12 protein-coding genes are annotated in these 17,406 nt (G+C 61.2%); 8 read left to right on the top strand and 4 right to left on the bottom strand.

Annotation, left to right across the window (positions count from 1 at the left end; all coding sequences use genetic code 11):
• Nucleotides 1-139: 139 nt before the first annotated feature.
• The 6 genes from OP496_RS01215 (at nt 140) to OP496_RS01190 (ending at nt 10,382) form a co-directional block, all read left to right on the top strand.
• Nucleotides 140-1,033, top strand: a complete 894-nt coding sequence (locus OP496_RS01215) for a LysR family transcriptional regulator (protein ID WP_280561502.1) — start codon at nt 140-142, stop codon at nt 1,031-1,033.
• Entirely contained in the window at nt 1,030-1,830 is an 801-nt protein-coding gene (murI, locus tag OP496_RS01210) for a glutamate racemase (protein ID WP_280561501.1), read from the top strand. Before OP496_RS01215 ends, murI begins: the two co-directional genes overlap by 4 nt.
• Nucleotides 1,831-1,888: 58 nt before the next feature.
• Complete coding sequence (gene trmA / locus OP496_RS01205) at nt 1,889-3,010, top strand: tRNA (uridine(54)-C5)-methyltransferase TrmA (RefSeq protein WP_280561500.1); 1,122 nt, start codon at nt 1,889-1,891, stop codon at nt 3,008-3,010.
• A 174-nt stretch (nt 3,011-3,184) separates the two neighbouring features.
• Nucleotides 3,185-8,023 carry an NAD-glutamate dehydrogenase gene (locus OP496_RS01200; RefSeq protein ID WP_280561499.1) on the top strand — a complete coding sequence of 1,613 codons (4,839 nt, stop codon included), beginning with the start codon at nt 3,185-3,187 and terminating at the stop codon, nt 8,021-8,023.
• Nucleotides 8,024-8,163: 140 nt separating this feature from the next.
• The gene (locus tag OP496_RS01195) at nt 8,164-9,231 is read left to right on the top strand and encodes a hypothetical protein (protein WP_280561498.1); all 1,068 of its coding nucleotides are present in this window, start codon (nt 8,164-8,166) and stop codon (nt 9,229-9,231) included.
• A gap of 146 nt (nt 9,232-9,377) precedes the next feature.
• Nucleotides 9,378-10,382, top strand: a complete 1,005-nt coding sequence (locus tag OP496_RS01190) for a quinone-dependent dihydroorotate dehydrogenase (RefSeq protein ID WP_280561495.1) — start codon at nt 9,378-9,380, stop codon at nt 10,380-10,382.
• 128 nt (nt 10,383-10,510) lie between these two features.
• Here OP496_RS01190 and rmf read toward each other — a convergent pair whose 3' ends face one another.
• On the bottom strand, nt 10,511-10,717 hold the full coding sequence (gene rmf / locus OP496_RS01185; protein WP_040243900.1) for a ribosome modulation factor: 207 nt from the start codon (nt 10,715-10,717) through the stop codon (nt 10,511-10,513).
• A 239-nt stretch (nt 10,718-10,956) separates the two neighbouring features.
• Here rmf and rlmKL point away from each other — a divergent pair, with 239 nt between their 5' ends.
• Nucleotides 10,957-13,167 (top strand): bifunctional 23S rRNA (guanine(2069)-N(7))-methyltransferase RlmK/23S rRNA (guanine(2445)-N(2))-methyltransferase RlmL, encoded by a 2,211-nt coding sequence (rlmKL, locus tag OP496_RS01180; protein ID WP_280561494.1) that lies wholly within the window; start codon nt 10,957-10,959, stop codon nt 13,165-13,167.
• A 21-nt stretch (nt 13,168-13,188) separates the two neighbouring features.
• On the opposite strand, the gene OP496_RS01175 is transcribed toward rlmKL, so the two are convergent.
• On the bottom strand, nt 13,189-13,473 hold the full coding sequence (locus tag OP496_RS01175) for a hypothetical protein (protein ID WP_280561493.1): 285 nt from the start codon (nt 13,471-13,473) through the stop codon (nt 13,189-13,191).
• A gap of 191 nt (nt 13,474-13,664) precedes the next feature.
• Between OP496_RS01175 and pdxB the strand changes: the two genes are divergently transcribed.
• Nucleotides 13,665-14,816, top strand: coding sequence for a 4-phosphoerythronate dehydrogenase PdxB (gene pdxB, locus OP496_RS01170; RefSeq protein WP_280561492.1), 1,152 nt, complete (start codon nt 13,665-13,667; stop codon nt 14,814-14,816).
• Between the two features lie 118 nt (nt 14,817-14,934).
• Here pdxB and htpX read toward each other — a convergent pair whose 3' ends face one another.
• On the bottom strand, nt 14,935-15,837 hold the full coding sequence (htpX, locus tag OP496_RS01165) for a protease HtpX (RefSeq protein ID WP_280561491.1): 903 nt from the start codon (nt 15,835-15,837) through the stop codon (nt 14,935-14,937).
• 175 nt (nt 15,838-16,012) lie between these two features.
• The gene (locus OP496_RS01160; RefSeq protein ID WP_280561490.1) at nt 16,013-17,245 is read right to left on the bottom strand and encodes a pyridoxal phosphate-dependent aminotransferase; all 1,233 of its coding nucleotides are present in this window, start codon (nt 17,243-17,245) and stop codon (nt 16,013-16,015) included.
• Between the last annotated feature and the right edge of the window lie 161 nt (nt 17,246-17,406).

The following is a 17,406-nucleotide window of genomic DNA, read 5'->3' as shown; positions in this document are numbered from 1 at the left end:
GAACCTCGAAAACGAAATGACGAATACTGTAAAAATAAACAGTATTTTGCCTCGAGGCAAGTCGAACCATCTCATCCCTTGGGCGGGTAAGGTAGAATGAGCGCACGTGTTTTCGAGGAAGTCGTTGCGAGGGAGTCGTATGGACCGCCTGCAGGCGATGCACATCTTTCGCGCCGTGGTCGAGGCCGGCAGTTTCGCTGGCGGTGCGCGCAAGCTGGAACTCTCCAATGCCATGGTCAGCAAGCAGATCGCCAAGCTGGAGACCAGTCTGGGGGTACGGTTGTTGACGCGCACCACGCGGCGCTTGCAGCTGACCGCCGAAGGCGAACGCTATCTCAATGGGGCGAGTCGCTTGCTCGATGAGTTGCAGGAGCTGGAGACCGGGCTCGGCGAACAACGTGGCGAGGTGCGCGGCCGTCTACGGCTTTCCGCGCCGCTGGATTTCGGCGTACGTGCACTGATACCCGCCTTGCAGGCGTTTGAGCAGCGACATCCGGCGGTGATGCTCGATGTCGTGCTCGAGGATCGCCGTGTCGACCTGGTGGCTGAGGACTTCGATCTAGTGGTGCGTATCGGCGAGCTGGAAGACTCCAGTTTGATCGCGCGACCGTTGATGGACATGCCGCGCCACGTTTATGCCGCGCCGGAGTATCTGGCGCGACACGGAACGCCCACGCATCCCGCCGAGCTGCGTAGGCATCGTTGTCTGCACTATAGCCTGGCGCGCGAAGGTCACTATTGGCACTTCCAGGTCGATGGAGCGCCTCACCGGGTGCGCATCCGTCCGGTCATGGCCTGCAACAATGGACGCGCCCTAACCGAGGCGGCGATACGCGGCATGGGACTGGTCTACAAGCCGGCGTTCCTGGGTGAACCGGAAGTCGAGGCCGGGCGGCTGGTCCGCGTGCTGGACGAGTTCAGCGTGGCGCCGATCAGTGTTCACCTGTTGTATGCCGAGCGTGAATTCATTCCCGCGCGCTTGCGGGCCTTAGTGGATACGCTGCTGGCACACTTCGCGGAGACCCGCGCATGACGGCGCCGATTCTGATCTTCGATTCCGGTGTTGGCGGGCTCTCGGTGGTGGGCGCCTTGCGCACGCGCCTGCCCGGCGCACCGCTGGCGTATGTGTGTGACAACGCCGCGTTGCCGTACGGCACCAAGCCCGATGACTGGCTGGTCGCGCGAATCGTCGCGGTGTGTCGCGCGGCGGTGGCGGCGAGTGGCGCGCGGGCCTTGGTGGTGGCCTGCAATACGGCCAGCACGTTGGCGCTAAAGGCCTTGCGCGAGAACCTGAGTATTCCGGTGATCGGTACCGTGCCGGCGATCAAGCCGGCGGCCCATGCCTCACGCAGCGGCGTGTTCGGGCTGCTGGCGACCTCGGCGACGGTGTCGCGCCCTTATACGCAGCGTTTGATCGCTGAGTTCGCGCCGGATTGCACGGTGGTGAGACTGGCCGCCGATCGTTTGGTCGCGCAGGCCGAACGCGTCCTGACCGGGATGCCTTGGGACGATGCGGTCATCACTGCGAGCCTGGCGCCGTTATGGGAAGCGTCGCGTCTCGATACCGTGGTGCTGGGATGCACGCACTTTCCGCTGCTGCGCGAGGCGCTCGTGCGACATGCACCGCGCGACATCGTGTGGGTCGATTCCGGTGACGCCATTGCGCGGCGCGTGGCGCAGGTTGTTTTCCCGGCCTGGCATGATACGTCGGAGAGTGATGCGAGCTGGGCCAGCGCGGCGCAACAAGCGGGCCTGGCACGCACTCTGGCAGGCTATGGCTTCAGTGCACCGTACTCTTTGGCATTGCCTGCCACTGTTTCAACCTTCTGATTTCCATGAGACGGTGTCGTTACGACGGCATCGTGAGTTTTTGCTGAAAGGAGTTTTCGTGGCCGTACCCGTCGTCGACCCCGAGCGTTACGAGTCTCAGCTCGATGCCAAGCGCGAGCGTATCAACGCGCAATTCGCGCGCTTCTCTCCGCCGCCGCTGGAGGTGTTTCCCTCGCCGCCGAGCCATTACCGGCAGCGCTGCGAGTTTCGTATCTGGCATGACGGTGACGATCTGTTCTACGCCATGTTCGAGGTCGATCCTGCCGACCCCAAACGTAAGGAGGTCGTGCGTCTAGATGAATACCCGGTGGCAGGAGAGCGCATCAACGCGCTAATGCCCGCCTTGCGTGACGCGTTGTTGGCAAGCGATACCCTGCGTCGCAAGTTGTTCCAGGTCGAGTTCTTGACCACGCTGAGTGGCGAGGCGTTAGTGACCTTGATCTATCATCGCCAACTCGACGAAGCTTGGGAGCAGGAAGCACGGGCGTTACAGGAAGCCCTGAACGTATCGATCATCGGCCGGGCGCGTAAGCAGCGTCTCGTCCTCGAGCGCGATCATGTCTGGGAGCGACTGAATGTCGAAGGCCGTGAACTCGTCTATCAGCAGGTGGAGAACAGCTTTACCCAGCCCAATGCGGCGATTTGTCAGTCGATGCTGGGGTGGGCGCGGGACGTAACTCGCGAGAGCTGCGACGGCGACCTGGTGGAGTTCTATTGCGGCAATGGCAACTTCACGATTGCGCTGGCCGAGAACTTTCGCCGTGTCGTGGCCACTGAGATCTCGCGGACCTCGGTAGCTTCGGCCAACGTCAATCTAGAGGCCAATGGCGTGACCAACGTCGTGGTGGCGCGGATGTCCGCCGAGGAATTCAGCGAAGCCCTGTCCGGCGAGAAAAGCGGGCGGCGCGTGGCGGCGCTGGCGCTCGATGAGCATGCCTTTACCACGGCGCTGGTCGATCCGCCGCGGGCTGGGCTCGATACGCATAGCTGCGAGCAACTCAAGGCCTATTCGCGAATTGTCTATATTTCCTGTAACCCGGACACGCTCGAGGCGAATCTCGAGACATTGAGCGAAACCCATGTCGTAACCCGTTTCGCATTGTTCGATCAGTTTCCGTATACCGACCACTGCGAATGTGGCGTGCTGCTGGAACGCCGGGAGGCGCCAGCGAGCGCATGACAAGGCCCATGCACAACCGGCATACGCCATGAGGGTGCGTCACATTGGTGGGGCTTGACGCACGATAGGCGTAAGCTCGTGCCATCATGGTGGTGCATGCGACACGCGTGCGTGCCGCCGAAGAATCATTCATCGGTCGCCATGAAGGGTGGCCGGTCGTAGCCGAGGTGCTTGATGCAACACGTCGCGATCGAGGGCAAGGAAGATTTTCTTGCCCAGCTCAAGGAACAACTGGCCAAGCGGCTTCCCCAGGAAAAAGTGGAGCGGATCGCTGCCTTCGCCGAGGATTTGTATGCCTCGGCACCGTTCGAAGAAGCCGCCGAGCGCGGCCTGGATGATATCTACGGCGCCACGTTGTCGGCGTGGCACTTCATGCAGACGCATGACCCCAGCGAGGCCAAGGTGCGTGTCTTCAACGCCGACTTCGAGGAACATGGCTGGCAGTCGCCGCATACCGTCGTGGCCGTGCTGCACGAAGACATGCCGTTTCTCGTCGACTCGGTGCGTATCGAGCTCAATCGCCGCGGGCTGACCGTGCATGCGATCCATAACGCCGTTCTGGCGGTAGAGCGCGATGCCAAGCATCATCTCAAGCGCGCGACCTCGACCGAGGCCAAGAACGCGCCGACATCGCGCGAGTCGATCATTCTGGTTGAGGTCGACCGCCATTCCGACACGGCGACCCTGGACGACCTTCACGACAGTCTCGAGGAAATACTGCGCGACGTACGTGCGGCGGTGGAAGATTTCGACCCCATGCGTGAGCAGGTGCGCCAGTCGATCAAGGAACTCAAGGCGCAGCGCCCGAAGCAGATCAAGGCCGACGATCATAAAGAAGCCATCTCCTTCCTCGAGTGGCTGCTCGACGATCATTTCACTTTCCTGGGCTATGACGAGTACGAGGTCTTGCAGGAAGACAACCAGGACCGCCTGCGTCAGATACCCAAGAGCGAGTTGGGCGTTTTCAAGCTCGACGAGCCGCGTTACCGCGAGCGCATCAGTACCGACGAGGGCGTCGAAGACGATCAGTATGTGCTGGTGCCGGAACTTCTGTCCTTTGCCAAGAGCGCCTATCACGCGCGCGTGCATCGCCCCGCCTACCCGGATTATATCTCCATCGATCGTTATGACGAAGACGGTCGCGTCATCGGCGAGCGGCGCTTCCTGGGGCTCTATACCTCGACGGTCTACAACGAATCGCCGCGCAATGTGCCGGTGCTGCGCAAGAAGATCGAAGCCGTCATCAAGGCCGCGGGCGTCAATCCCAAGGGGCATAACGGCAAACAGCTGACACAGATCCTCGAGGTCTATCCGCGTGACGATCTGTTCCAGATCGATACCGACGAGTTGGCGCAAACCGCCTTCGGTATTCTCAATATTCGCGAACGGCGCAAGGTGCGGCTGTTCATTCGCGAGGACCGTTTCGGCCAGTTCTATTCGTGCCTGGCGTTCGTGCCGCGCGATGTGTTCTCCACCGAATTGCGCGTGCGCATCCAGAACCTGCTCTGCGAAGAGCTCGATGCTACCTTCGGCGATTTCAATACCTATCTGTCCGAGTCGGTGCTGGCGCGGATCCAGTTCATTTTGCGTTTCAATGGCGAGCGCCCGGCCGAATACGATATACGACGCCTGGAGAAGAAGATTACGGCGCTCTCGCGTAGCTGGCGGGACGATCTGCAGGCAGCCATGGTCGAGGGCTACGGTGAGGAACAGGCCAACCGCCTGATGCAAGACTATCGCGAGGCGTTTCCCAGCAGCTATCGCGAAGACTTTTCGGCCCGTACTGCCGTCTACGATATTCACCATCTCGGGGAGTTGGGCGGGAATGCGCCGATCAGCTTGAGTCTTTATCGGTTGGTCGAGGAAAACATCGACGGGGTCAACCTCAAGCTTTTCCATGCCGATCAACCGATCCCGCTCTCCGATGTGCTACCGGTGCTCGAGAACCTGGGACTCCGCGTGATCAGCGAACGTCCCTACGAAGTCGAGTGCCCTGATCAGACCTACTGGATTCATGACTTTACTCTCGAGCATCGTGGCGACGGGGTCGTCAATCTTCAGGAAATGCGCGATGTCTTCATCGAGGCGTTCACGCGCATCTGGACCGGCGATGCCGAAAGCGATGCCTTCAATCGACTCGTCATTGGCGCTAATCTGGCATGGCGCGAAGTGGCGGTTCTGCGTGCCTATGCACGTTATCTCAAGCAGTTGCGCTTCGGGCTCTCGCAGGACTATATCGCCAATACGCTTGCCAGCCATCCGGAGATCACGCGTGAGCTGGTGACGCTGTTCGAACTGCGCTTCGATCCCGATGACACCGCCGGCGACAGTAAGATCGAGGAATGCGTGGCGCGTATCGAAGGTCTGCTCGATGAGGTCGCCAGCCTCAATGACGATCTATTGCTGCGTCGCTACATGGCGCTGATTCAGGCGACATTGCGGACCAACTATTATCAACGGCGTGAAGATGGCGAGACTAAGGGTTATATCGCCCTCAAGCTCGAGCCGACGCAAGTTCCGGACATGCCCAAGCCGCGGCCGATGTTCGAGATATTCGTCTACTCGCCGCGTGTCGAGGGTGTTCATCTGCGCAGCGGCAAGGTCGCGCGCGGCGGGCTGCGCTGGTCCGATCGTCACGAGGACTTCCGCACCGAGATCCTGGGGCTGGCCAAGGCGCAGCAGGTCAAGAACGCCGTCATCGTTCCGGTAGGCGCCAAGGGCGGCTTCATCTGCAAGCGCATGCCCGGCGGTGCCGACCGCGACACGGTGCAGAAGGAAGGCATTGCCTGCTATCAGATATTCATCCGCGCACTGCTCGACGTGACGGACAACCTGGAAGGTGGCGAGGCCGTACCGCCCGAGCGCGTGGTGCGTCACGACGAGGCCGACCCCTACCTGGTGGTGGCCGCCGACAAGGGCACCGCGACTTTCTCGGACATCGCCAACGCCATTTCGCTGGAATACGGCCATTGGCTGGGCGATGCCTTCGCTTCCGGTGGCGAGCACGGCTACGACCACAAGAAGATGGGCATTACCGCCAAGGGTGCCTGGGAATCGGTCAAGCGTCACTTCCGCGAAATGGGTCTCAATACCCAGGAGACGCCGTTCAGCGTGGTAGGGATCGGCGACATGGCGGGCGACGTGTTCGGCAACGGCATGCTGTTGTCCGACAAGATTCGTCTCGTCGCGGCCTTCAACCACCGGTATATCTTCGTCGATCCCGACCCAGATACTTCGGCTTCGTTCAAGGAACGCAAGCGCATGTTCGAGTTGGTGCGCTCGAGCTGGGAGGATTACGACACCGCCTTGATCTCCGAGGGTGGGGGCGTGTTCTCGCGCGATGCCAAGTCCATCAACATCACGCCGCAGATGAAAAAGGCCTTCGACATCAAGGCGGGCAAATTGTCGCCTAACGAGTTGATTCGCGCGATTCTCGTGGCGCGTTATGACCTGCTCTGGAACGGTGGCATCGGTACCTACGTCAAGGCCGCCGATGAAACCCATGCCGATGTGGGCGACAAGACCAACGATGCCTTGCGTGTCGATGGTGGCGAGCTGCGCTGCCGCGTGGTCGGCGAGGGTGGCAACCTGGGCCTGACACAACTGGGTCGCATGGAAGCCGCAGAGCAAGGCGTGCGGGTCAATACCGACTTCATCGACAACGCCGGTGGGGTCAATTGCTCCGACCATGAAGTCAATATCAAGATCTTGCTCGACGATATCGTCAAAGCCGGCGACATGACCGACAAGCAGCGCAATGAGTTGCTGGCAAGCATGACCGAGGAAGTGGGTGAACTGGTACTGCGCGATAACTATCGTCAGACTCAGGCACTTTCCTTGTCGGAGATTCTCAGTCAGCAGGGTATAGGGCCGTATCGGCGCTTCGTCAATGAACTGGAAGCCGCTGGAGGACTGGATCGCGAACTGGAATTCCTGCCCTCCGACGAAACGTTGGCCGAACGCGCCAATATGGAAAAAGGTCTGACGCTGCCCGAGTTGTCGGTGCTGATCTCGTACGCCAAGAGTGCGCTGAAAACCGACATGATCGCTTCTGATTTGCCGGACAATCCGCATGTCCAGCGGCACATGGTGCGGGCCTTCCCGCAGACGCTGGTCGAGCGCTTCCCGGACGAGATGTATCAGCATCGCTTGAAGCGCGAGATTACCGCGACGCAGATCGCCAACGACTTGGTCGATCACATGGGGGTCACCTTCGTGCGGCGTCTGCGTGACTCCACCGGTGCCACGCGAGCGGAAGTGACGCGCGCTTACCTCATCGCGCGCGATTGCTTCAACCTCGAAGGCCTCTGGGAACAGATCGAGGCACTCGATCATCAAGTCGACAGCCGCGTGCAGTACAGCATGATGCTCGACCTGATGCGGTTGCTGCGCCGGGCCACACGCTGGTTCCTGCGTCATCGCACCCATCAGAGCATTCAGGAAGCAGTGGAGTATTTCGCACCGCGTATCACCCAATTGCAGGAGAGTGTCGGCAAGCGCCTGCGCGGAGAGGATCACGAAACGTGGGACGCGCGTCGTGACGAGTTGGAGAAGGCTGGCGTGCCGACCTCCCTGGCGAGTATCGTTGCGGCAGCCAATAGCCTGTATGCGGGGCTCGGCATCATCGAGGCGGCGCGTGTCACCGACGAGAAGATCCAACGTGTCGCCGAGGTCTACTACGATATCGGCCATCGTCTGGAGCTGCCGTGGATGAACAGCCAGATCAACGCGCTGAAAGTGCGCGATAGCTGGCAGGCGCAGGCGCGCGAGACGTTCCGCGACGACCTCGATCGCCAGCAACTGGCACTGACCGTCAGCGTGCTCAAGATGGAGGGGGCGCCACGTGGCGTGGAGCCTCGTGTCGAGCAGTGGCTGGATCGCCACGCTGGCTTGGTCGAACGTTGGAGTGGCCTGCTCAATGAAGTGCGCTTGGGCACTCAGGGCGGCTTCCCGCTATTCGCGGTGGCCATTCGCGAACTGGTCGATCTCGCCGAGAGCAATGGCGAGGGATAAGTTCGCACGTAATGCTCCGAGCCTCGTGCTCGGGGCATTGTCGATTTTCCTTCCTCTTCGAACTTTCAGGTGAAGCATTGGCGCTTATGTCTCTGATATGCTGTGTCCGACTCAGGTTCGAAGCCAAGTAGAGAAGCCCCATGAATCATCGCGTGATTACCACAATGCTCGTGGCCCTGGGACTGGCCGGCTCGTCATCGCTGGCCATGGCTCAGAGTGCTGCACAGCAGAAGGCGCACGAAGCGGCGGCTAAAGTCGATCTTACCGATTTCTTGCAGTCGAGCTCCGATGCACGTAGCCAGAGTTTTTTCTTCGGCGGGACGCAGACGCATCCCTTTACCGTCGAAAAAGCAGGACGCTATCAATTCCAGAGCTCGACCTTGCCGGGCGATTCCGACGATTACCGAATCGAAGCGACCTTGCTCGACGCTCAAGGCAATAAAATTGCCTCGGCGTCGGGGTTGGGCCAGAACGATGGCTTGACCATGGAACAGCGCCTGGAGTCCGGCGATTACGTGTTGCGTGTCTCCGGTCAGAAGTTCGGTACCACCAAGACGGGCGGCAATAGCTTCGTTGTCTCCGTCAATGAGTTGGATGCCCAGGGCAATCGCCTTTCGAGTGAGGAGAGCGGTGTCGACGCCGGTGGGGGCATCATGTTCGGTGGGCCGGGTAAAGACGGTCGTACCACAGCTTTTGTCGATGATGACGATTCGGTAGCGGCCATCGCTGCGCCGCGCCCCGACGCCACCGAGTCGGCGTCTGCAGAGGCTTCGGGTACCGCCGCAACGTCGTCGGTAGCGAGCGATGCGTCGTCGGACTCCACGTCAAGCAGCGGCGCTTCTTCAGCCACGCAGGATGATGAAGACGCCTTGCCGGATGCGTTCGACGAAATCGTGACCGACCTGGCCATTCGCGAGCAGGGCAAGGTATTGAGTTTCGATGTGGTGGAAGCGGGTACCGTGTCGGTGACCAGCTCGACCTTCCCCGGCAATGAGGGCACCTATAGCCTCGAAGCGCGGATCCTCGACGAGAGCGGTGATGTCGTGGCCAGTGACAAAGGTGAAGGTTTCGAGAGTGATTTCGACATCGAAACGACGCTGCAACCGGGGCGTTACACCGTCTGGGTGAAGGGCCGGAAGTTTGGCAGTGCGATGAGCGGCGTCAATAATTACACGCTACGCGTGCAGCAGCTCGACACCCAGCCGTAAGGCCTGGTGCATTGTCGGGGCTGACGGCCCTGATGCGAGCCCCGCTTCGCCATGCGCGAATGCGGGGCTCTGCGCTTTTGGGCGTGGCTGCGCTATACTGCGCGCCCACTTCATGTTTTGCCGCTCATTATATTGTCCGAGGATCCATGTACGCCCTGGCCCGTTCGCTGCTTTTTCGACTCGACCCTGAAACCGCCCACGGCGTTGCATTGACGTCACTCGAGGCCGGCCATCGCCTGGGGCTGGGCAGATGGATGGGCACGCATGTCGAGGCGCCCGTCACGTTGATGGGACTGACGTTCCCCAATCGCGTGGGGTTGGCGGCGGGGCTCGACAAGAATGCCGAGCACCTCGATGCACTCGGGGCGCTTGGCTTCGGCTTCGTCGAAGTGGGAACGGTGACGCCCAAGCCTCAGCCGGGTAACTCCAGGCCGCGGCTGTTCAGGCTGCCGGCGAAAGGGGCGATCATCAATCGCATGGGGTTCAACAATGCCGGTGTCGACGCGCTGGTCGCCAATGTACGCAAGAGTCGCTACCACGGCGTGATTGGCATCAACATCGGCAAGAATCTGAGTACGCCAGTCGAGCACGCGGTGGATGATTACCTGACGTGTCTGCGTAAGGTGCATGCGCATGCGCATTACGTCACGGTGAATCTGTCGTCTCCAAACACACCGGGACTTCGCAACTTACAGTTCGGCGAGCATCTGGAGGCGTTACTGGGCACGCTAGTCGAGGAAAAGCATCGCCTCGACAACGCCAGTGGCCGGAACGTGCCTCTGGCGGTAAAGATCGCCCCTGACATGAGTGACGATGAAGTCGCGCTCGTTGCACAGGCGTTGGCGACCAACGGTGTCGATGCGGTCATTGCTACCAATACCACGGTGTCACGCGAGGCGGTGACGGGGCTCGTGCATGCCGAGGAGCAGGGCGGGCTTTCCGGACGCCCGGTGTTCGAGTCTTCCAATCGGGTGATTCACGAGTTGCGCCATCATCTACCGACGCTGCCGATCATTGGTGTCGGCGGTATCGATAGCGGGCATGCGGCGCGTGCCAAGGGCGATGCGGGGGCCGACCTCGTGCAGCTGTATACTGGCTTCATCTATCGGGGGCCGGCGCTGGTCGGCGAATGCGCTGGGGCTCTGGCGTAGTGTACGTTTACATAAGCAGCGTGCTTTGACATAAGTAGGTTGCTTTGACGTAAAAAGGCCCGCGATGCGGGCCTTGTCATGGACCTGTCAATGGGGTGTCGATCCAGGTGCCATTAAGGGGGCTATCATCACAGTACCATGGGGTTTCGATGGATGCCGGAAATCCCCGTCATGCCGGCCCATTGGTCCCCACGACCTTCACGCCAACCGCTCATCCAGTACTCACGGAGGTTGATGTCCTGGCTGGGGCAATCATCGCGAGAGCGCCCCGTCATGCCGGCTTTGTATCCGTGGACATATGCACGCTGAAAGCGATCACGTTTCTGTCGTTTCATCGGATGGCCTCTTATCAAGAACCGGTTGTTGAGATCTGACAGTACATGCCGACAATGGGTCAACCACCGTCGCCATGAACCGGAACGTCCGGACACGAAACGCATGCGTTTTCAGTAGCTACTACTTTTAATGTTTAGTGCTTTGAAGCGGATTTGTCGACCAGCGATTTGGCATAAGCCAAACGTTCCATGTAAACCACAGGAATATGACCGGTGCGTGGCGCCGGGATGACGACTTTATGACCGATGTGCAATCCTCATCTTTGACGCTCTTCGTCACCTGCCCCAAGGGCCTCGAGGGCTTGCTGGCCGACGAGCTCGCGGGCTTCGGCACAGAGGTGACCGGGACGACCGTGGCGGGTGTCCACGTTCAGGCCGATATCACGATGGCCTACCGCATCTGCCTGTGGTCGCGCCTGGCGAATCGCGTGGTGCTCTGCCTTCTGCGCGAGCAGGATATCGAACGACCCGAGTCGCTGGTCGAGGCCGCCCGCCGGGTCGACTGGCATGCACATCTGCGTACCGGAAGCAGTCTGGCCGTGGATTTCCATGGCCAATCCGAGCATATTCGCCATACGCGCTTCGGGGCCCAGAGCGTCAAGGATGGCATCGTCGACTCGATGCGGGCGGCCGGCCACGAACGTCCGGTGATCGAGCTCAAAAGCCCCGATACTCGCATTTATGCACACCTGCATCGCGGGCGCTTGCTGTTAGGGCTCGACCTGGTCGGCGGTAGCCTGCATCAGCGTGGCTATCGCCGCGATGCCGGCCACGCGCCGCTCAAGGAGAATCTCGCCGCCGCCTTGCTGATGCGTGCCGATTGGCCGGCGCGGGCACGGCGTGGGGAACCCTTGCTCGACCCTATGTGCGGGGCAGGTACGCTGCTCATCGAGGCGGCCTTGATGGCGGCGGACATCGCCCCCCAGTTGGCCCGGCACTATTTCACCTTCGAGGCCTGGGCGGAGCATGACCCCGGCGTATGGCAGGAGCTCAAGCGTGAGGCGGAAGCTCGTGCCAGCGTGGGGCGTCGCCGTGTGAAGTCAAAGCTGTTCGGTCGCGACCAGAGCCCGCCGGCCATCGCCGCCGCCAAGGCCAACGCCATGCGTGCGGGGATTCCCGCCTTGATCGAGCTGGAAGGTGCCGAGGTGGCACAACTGACGCGCCCTGAAGGCATCGACGGGCCGGGGCTGGTCATCACCAATCCGCCATATGGCGAACGCCTGGGCGAATTGCCCGAGGTGGTGCCCATCTATACCGCTCTCGGTGAGCGTCTACGCGCCGAGTTCGAGGGCTGGCAACTGGCGCTGTTCACCGGCAACCCCGACTTGGGCCACCGCACCGGGCTGCGGGCCACCAAGCAGTATGCGTTCAAGAATGGGCCGCTGGATTGCAAGTTGCTGCTGATTCCGGTCGTGGTAGAGAGTACCTCGCGCAGGGCTTCTGGCAAGGACTCGGACGAGAGCGACTCAGCAGGCGGGCAGGGCGCTCAGGAGGCGCCGGGTGCGCCTCGCAATGAGAGCGCGCAGATGTTCGCCAACCGGCTGCAGAAGAACCGCAAGCGGCTGAAGAAGTGGCTCAAGCAAACCGGCGAGCGTTGCTATCGGCTTTACGATGCGGATATGCCGGAATACGCCCTGGCGGTGGATGTCTACGGCGACCACGTACACGTGCAGGAATACGCGCCACCGCGCTCGGTAGACCCGCGTCAGGCGCAGCGTCGTTTATTCGATGCTCTGGAGGTCATCCCCCAGGTGCTCGGCGTACGCCCAGAGGATGTGCACTACAAGCAGCGCACGCGACAATCGGGTAAGGCGCAATACACCAGGCAAGAGGCCAGCGGCGAACGTTTCGAGGTCAGCGAAGGGCCGGCGCGGTTGTGGGTCAACCTGCGCGACTACCTGGATACCGGCTTGTTTCTGGATCATCGCCCCGTACGCCGAATGTTGCGCGACATGGCCGACGGCAAGCGCTTTCTCAATCTTTTCTGCTATACGGGAACGGCGACGGTTCAGGCGGCACTGGGGGGCGCGCGCGACAGCGTCAGCGTCGATCTTTCCAATACCTACCTGACCTGGGCACGCGATAACTTCGCGCTCAACCGCCTCGACCCCAGCCGGCATCGGGTGATCCGTGACGACTGCCTGCGTTGGCTGGAAACCGCAGGTAGCGAGTTCGACTTGATTTTCATGGACCCGCCGACGTTCTCCAATTCCAAGAAGATGGATGACGTACTCGACGTGCAGCGCGATCATACGCGGCTCATCGAACTGGCGATGGCGCGCCTTTCAGCGGACGGTACTTTGGTGTTCTCCAACAATCAGCGGCGCTTCACGCTCGACGCCGCCATTGGCGAGCGTTTCGCGGTGGAAGACATTTCGGCGCGGACGTTCGATCCGGACTTCGCGCGGCGCCCGGATCTGCATCATTGCTTCCTGATCCGTCATCGCTGAGGTCGGCAGGCGCGGGTGGGATTAGACGCCATCGAGCAGCGATAGCTGGCGCATCGCCTTCTGAGCCTCGGGGCTGGTGTCATCGCTGGCCTCGAAGACCTTGGCGAAGCCGCGCGAGGATTGGATATGCGCGACATCCTCGAGCCATGTCATGGCCTGCGCATAGCTGTCGGCCAGTTGATGCTTGAGGCCGCCGAACTGGGTGCCGATCTGGCCCCAGGCGCGGCTGAATATCCAGTCACCGAACATATCTTGGTGGACATGCACGAGAACGTAGTCGTGTTCACTTTCCCAGCGGACGATCACGAGAACTCCTGGTGGCGCCGTTTGGTTGGCAATGGGCTTGTGACGTGTCTTTCGCGGGCCTACTATCGACATTCCCGGCGGGTATCGAATCCCGGCGAACGCCGTCTCCGGCGAGGTCGTGGATAGACAAGTGCGCCCCATGCGTATTGTAACCGGCCGCCGGACGTGAACAAGGGAGAAAAGAGAAGGTCATGCGCATCCTGGTCGATGAAAACATTCCTCTGGCCGACGAGTTCTTCGGCGAGCTGGGCGATATCACCCGCTTGCCCGGGCGCGACATCGATGCGGCGGCGGTCCGCGATCAGGATCTGCTGGTCGTGCGTTCGATCACGCCGGTGAACGCGGCGCTGCTCGATGGCTCCCGCGTGCGCTTCGTGGGCACCTGTACCATTGGTACCGACCATGTCGACCTCGAGTACCTGCGAGAAGCAGGCATCGGGTTCGCCAACGCCCCAGGCTGCAATGCTGATTCGGTGGTCGACTACGTGCTCTCGAGCCTGCTATTGCTGGCCGAGGAGGATGGCTTTCATCTCGCCGGCAAGACCATCGGCATCGTCGGGGCCGGCAACGTGGGTAGCCGTCTGGTGGAGCGTCTGGACGATCTCGACGTGACGTGTCTGATCTGCGATCCGCCACGTGCCGAGGCGGAAGGCCGCGAAGATTTCCTGGCGCTGGATAGCCTGCTCGAGCGTGCCGATATCGTCTGCTTGCATACGCCACTGGTGTCGGACGGGGAACACGCGACCCGGCATCTGCTGGATGCCGCGCGTATGGAGGCCCTGGCGCCGGGCACCGTGCTCATCAACGCCGGACGTGGCGCCTGTCTCGACAATCAGGCCCTGCGCGAGCGCCTCGAACGCGTCAATGACCTACGCGTGGTGCTCGACGTGTGGGAAAACGAGCCGGGCATCGATCATGGCCTCTACAATCTCGTCGATATCGCCACGCCACATATCGCCGGGCACAGCATCGACGGAAAGATGCGCGGTACCGAGCTGGTCTATCAGGCGGCGATGCGCCATTTTGGCTTGCCGGCGCGCAAGAAGCTCGGTCAGCTAAAGCCGGACCCCTGGCTACGCAAGATCGTCTTGACGCCGTGGTCGCCGCCCCTGGAGGCGCTGTCGCTATGTACGCGGGCCTGCTACGACGTGCGCCGCGACATGCTGGCGTTCGATCGCTACCGTCGGCGCATGGGGATGGCGGCGGGCTTCGATGCCTTCCGCGCCGAATATCCGTTGCGCCGTGAGTTCTCCACCCTGCGTGTCGAGCTCAAACAGAACAAGGGCGGCTTGCGCGATGCGCTCGAAGGCTTCGGTTTCAAGGTCAAGCTTTCCAACAAGTAGTTTGGTTTCCAATAAAGTAGCTTGGCGCTTTGGCCCGTGCCGAGACGAAAACACCCACCGACCTGTTGATGGATCCAGAGCCGGTGGGTGTTTTGCGTTGCACCGTCGGGTGCCGCGATCATTCGCGGTAAGCGCTTTCCTTGAGGGCGCGGATGCGATCGTCCAGCGGCGGGTGGCTGGAAAACAGGCGTTCCATGAGTTTGCGTGTCTGGCCGGAGGTGATGGCGAAGGCCGTCAGCGTATCCGGCATCTGATCCTGCATCTGCGTTTCGGCCTTGAGACGCCCCAGGGCATTGATCATCGCACCGTTGCCGGCGAGCTTGGCACCGGCGGCGTCGGCGCGATATTCACGGAAGCGCGAGAACCAGGCGACGACGACCGAGGCCACCAGGCCGAAGACGATCTCGGCGACGACGACCACCGCCATGTAACCGAAGAAGCCCAGGCCACCGCCGTCATCGTCGCGGCGCAGGAAGCTATCCACCAGTTGCGCGACGATGCGCGCGAAGAACATCACGAAGGTGTTGAGCACGCCCTGGATGAGCGTCAACGTCACCATGTCGCCATTGGCAACGTGGCCGATCTCGTGCGCCAGCACTGCGCGCGTTTCCTCTGGGCGCATGCGCTCGAGCAGACCGGCAGATACCGCGACCAAGGCATCGTTCCGGTTCCAGCCCGTAGCGAACGCGTTGGACTGCTGCGCAGGAAAGATCGCCACCTCGGGCATCTTGATGCCCGCATCACGGGCCAGCTCGCCGACGGTGTCGAGTAGCCATTGCTCGGTCGCGTTGCTGGGCTGCTCGATCACCTTGGCCTGGGTACTCCTCTTCGCCATCCACTTGGAGATGAACAGCGATACCAACGACCCGGCCATGCCGATCACGAAACAGAAGATCAACAGGCTGTTCATGTTGAGCCCGTTGGCGTTGAGGTAGGGCTCCACCCCGAGTATTCGCAGAGTGATGCTGGCCACGATCACCACGGCCAGGTTGGTCGCCAGAAACAGCAGGATTCGCATCATCGATGAGTTCCCTCAGTCAGTGAGACAGCAATAAACATGTCGATTCTTGTTAGGCATTAGATACGACGTCTTGTCTTGGGTTTCAAGACAAATGTCGAGAATCGTTGAAAGTGCGATGATTCCCGCCCGAGCCGGGCACGGCTCGGGCGAGGAGTGGGTCATTGGCGGTAGCGTGTCATTGCCGGTAGCGTGACAAGAAGTTGGCGAAGCGGTCGAGGGCATCGTCGAGCTGATCGGCCCAGGGCAGGGTGACGATGCGCACATGATCGGGGGTCGGCCAGTTGAAGGCCGTGCCCTGGACCAGCAGGATTTTTTCCTGCAAGAGCAAATCGAGCACTAGCTTCTGGTCGTCCTGAATGTTGAAGACCTCGGGGTCGAGGCGCGGGAAAGCGTACAGCGCCCCCTTGGGCTTGACGCAACTGACGCCGGGAATGGCGTTGAGCTTGTCATAGGTGATGTCGCGCTGGGCGAGCAGACGCCCACCGGGCAGAACCAGATCGTTGATTGACTGATAGCCGCCGAGCGCCGTCTGGATGGCGTGCTGGGCGGGCACGTTTGCGCACAGGCGCATCGAGGCCAGCATGTTGAGCCCCTGAATGAAGTCATCGGCGCGCTGCTTGCCGCGATTCCCGGAGAGAATCATCCAGCCGCTGCGAAATCCGGCGCAGCGATAGCTCTTGGACAGTCCATTGAGCGTCACCACGAGCTGGTCGTCGTCGGCCAGTGCGCCGGTGGAAACATGCTCGACGTCGTCGTAGAGGATCTTGTCGTAGATTTCGTCGGAGAATACTACCAGGCCGTTACGCCGTGCGATGGCCAGCAACTCCTTGACCACTTCCGGCGGATAGACGGCGCCGGTGGGGTTGTTGGGGTTGATAATGACGATCGCTTTGGTGCGCGCGGTGATCTTGTCGCGTACATCGTTCAAGTCCGGCGCCCAGTCGGCCTGCTCGTCACATAAGTAGTGAACCGGTTTCCCGCCGGATAGGTTGGCCGATGCCGTCCACAGTGGATAGTCGGGCGCGGGAATCAACACCTCGTCACCGTCATCGAGCAGCGCTTGCATGGCCATGGCGATCAATTCGGAGACGCCGTTACCGACGAACACATCTTCGACGCTGACGTCGGGAATGCTCTTGCGCTGACATTCCTGCATGATCGCCTTGCGCGCCGAATAAAGCCCCTTGGAATCGCAGTAGCCTTGGGCCGTCGGCAGGTTGCGCATTACATCCTGAAGAATCTCTTCGGGGGCTTCGAAACCGAAGGATGCGGGGTTGCCGATGTTGAGCTTGAGGATGCGCTGACCTTCGTCTTCGAGCCGCTTGGCGTGGTCGAGTACCGGGCCGCGAATGTCGTAACAGACGTTGTCGAGCTTGTGCGATTTCCGAATGGGCGTGTCGGTATCCATGGGGCTTCCGTTTGCTGCGCAGCCGGTGGGGTGGAGGCGGTGTTTCCGTACCGGTCGGGGCGGGCTGCCGCGCCGCTGCCTAGCATACCGTGGCGCGCGAGCCACGCAAATGGCCCGCATCGGAATAGGCGATTGAAGTAGAAGAGTAAAAGCCTGGTTGT

It is taken from the genome of Chromohalobacter sp. 48-RD10 (assembly GCF_029889785.1).
Taxonomy (GTDB): Bacteria; Pseudomonadota; Gammaproteobacteria; order Pseudomonadales; family Halomonadaceae; genus Chromohalobacter.
The sequence above is the reverse complement of the archived record's forward strand: the minus strand, read 5'-3'. Positions and strand labels throughout refer to the sequence as shown.

Bases quoted from the DNA above. Each gene is read 5' to 3' on its own strand.
- OP496_RS01215 (WP_280561502.1), top strand. From the start codon at position 140: ATGGACCGCCTGCAGGCGATGCACATCTTTCGCGCCGTGGTCGAGGCC.
- murI (WP_280561501.1), top strand. From the start codon at position 1,030: ATGACGGCGCCGATTCTGATCTTCGATTCCGGTGTTGGCGGGCTCTCG.
- OP496_RS01160 (WP_280561490.1), bottom strand. From the start codon at position 17,245: ATGGATACCGACACGCCCATTCGGAAATCGCACAAGCTCGACAACGTC.
- OP496_RS01200 (WP_280561499.1), top strand. From the start codon at position 3,185: ATGCAACACGTCGCGATCGAGGGCAAGGAAGATTTTCTTGCCCAGCTC.
- OP496_RS01190 (WP_280561495.1), top strand. From the start codon at position 9,378: ATGTACGCCCTGGCCCGTTCGCTGCTTTTTCGACTCGACCCTGAAACC.
- rmf (WP_040243900.1), bottom strand. From the start codon at position 10,717: ATGAAACGACAGAAACGTGATCGCTTTCAGCGTGCATATGTCCACGGA.
- htpX (WP_280561491.1), bottom strand. From the start codon at position 15,837: ATGATGCGAATCCTGCTGTTTCTGGCGACCAACCTGGCCGTGGTGATC.
- OP496_RS01195 (WP_280561498.1), top strand. From the start codon at position 8,164: ATGAATCATCGCGTGATTACCACAATGCTCGTGGCCCTGGGACTGGCC.
- pdxB (WP_280561492.1), top strand. From the start codon at position 13,665: ATGCGCATCCTGGTCGATGAAAACATTCCTCTGGCCGACGAGTTCTTC.
- rlmKL (WP_280561494.1), top strand. From the start codon at position 10,957: ATGACCGATGTGCAATCCTCATCTTTGACGCTCTTCGTCACCTGCCCC.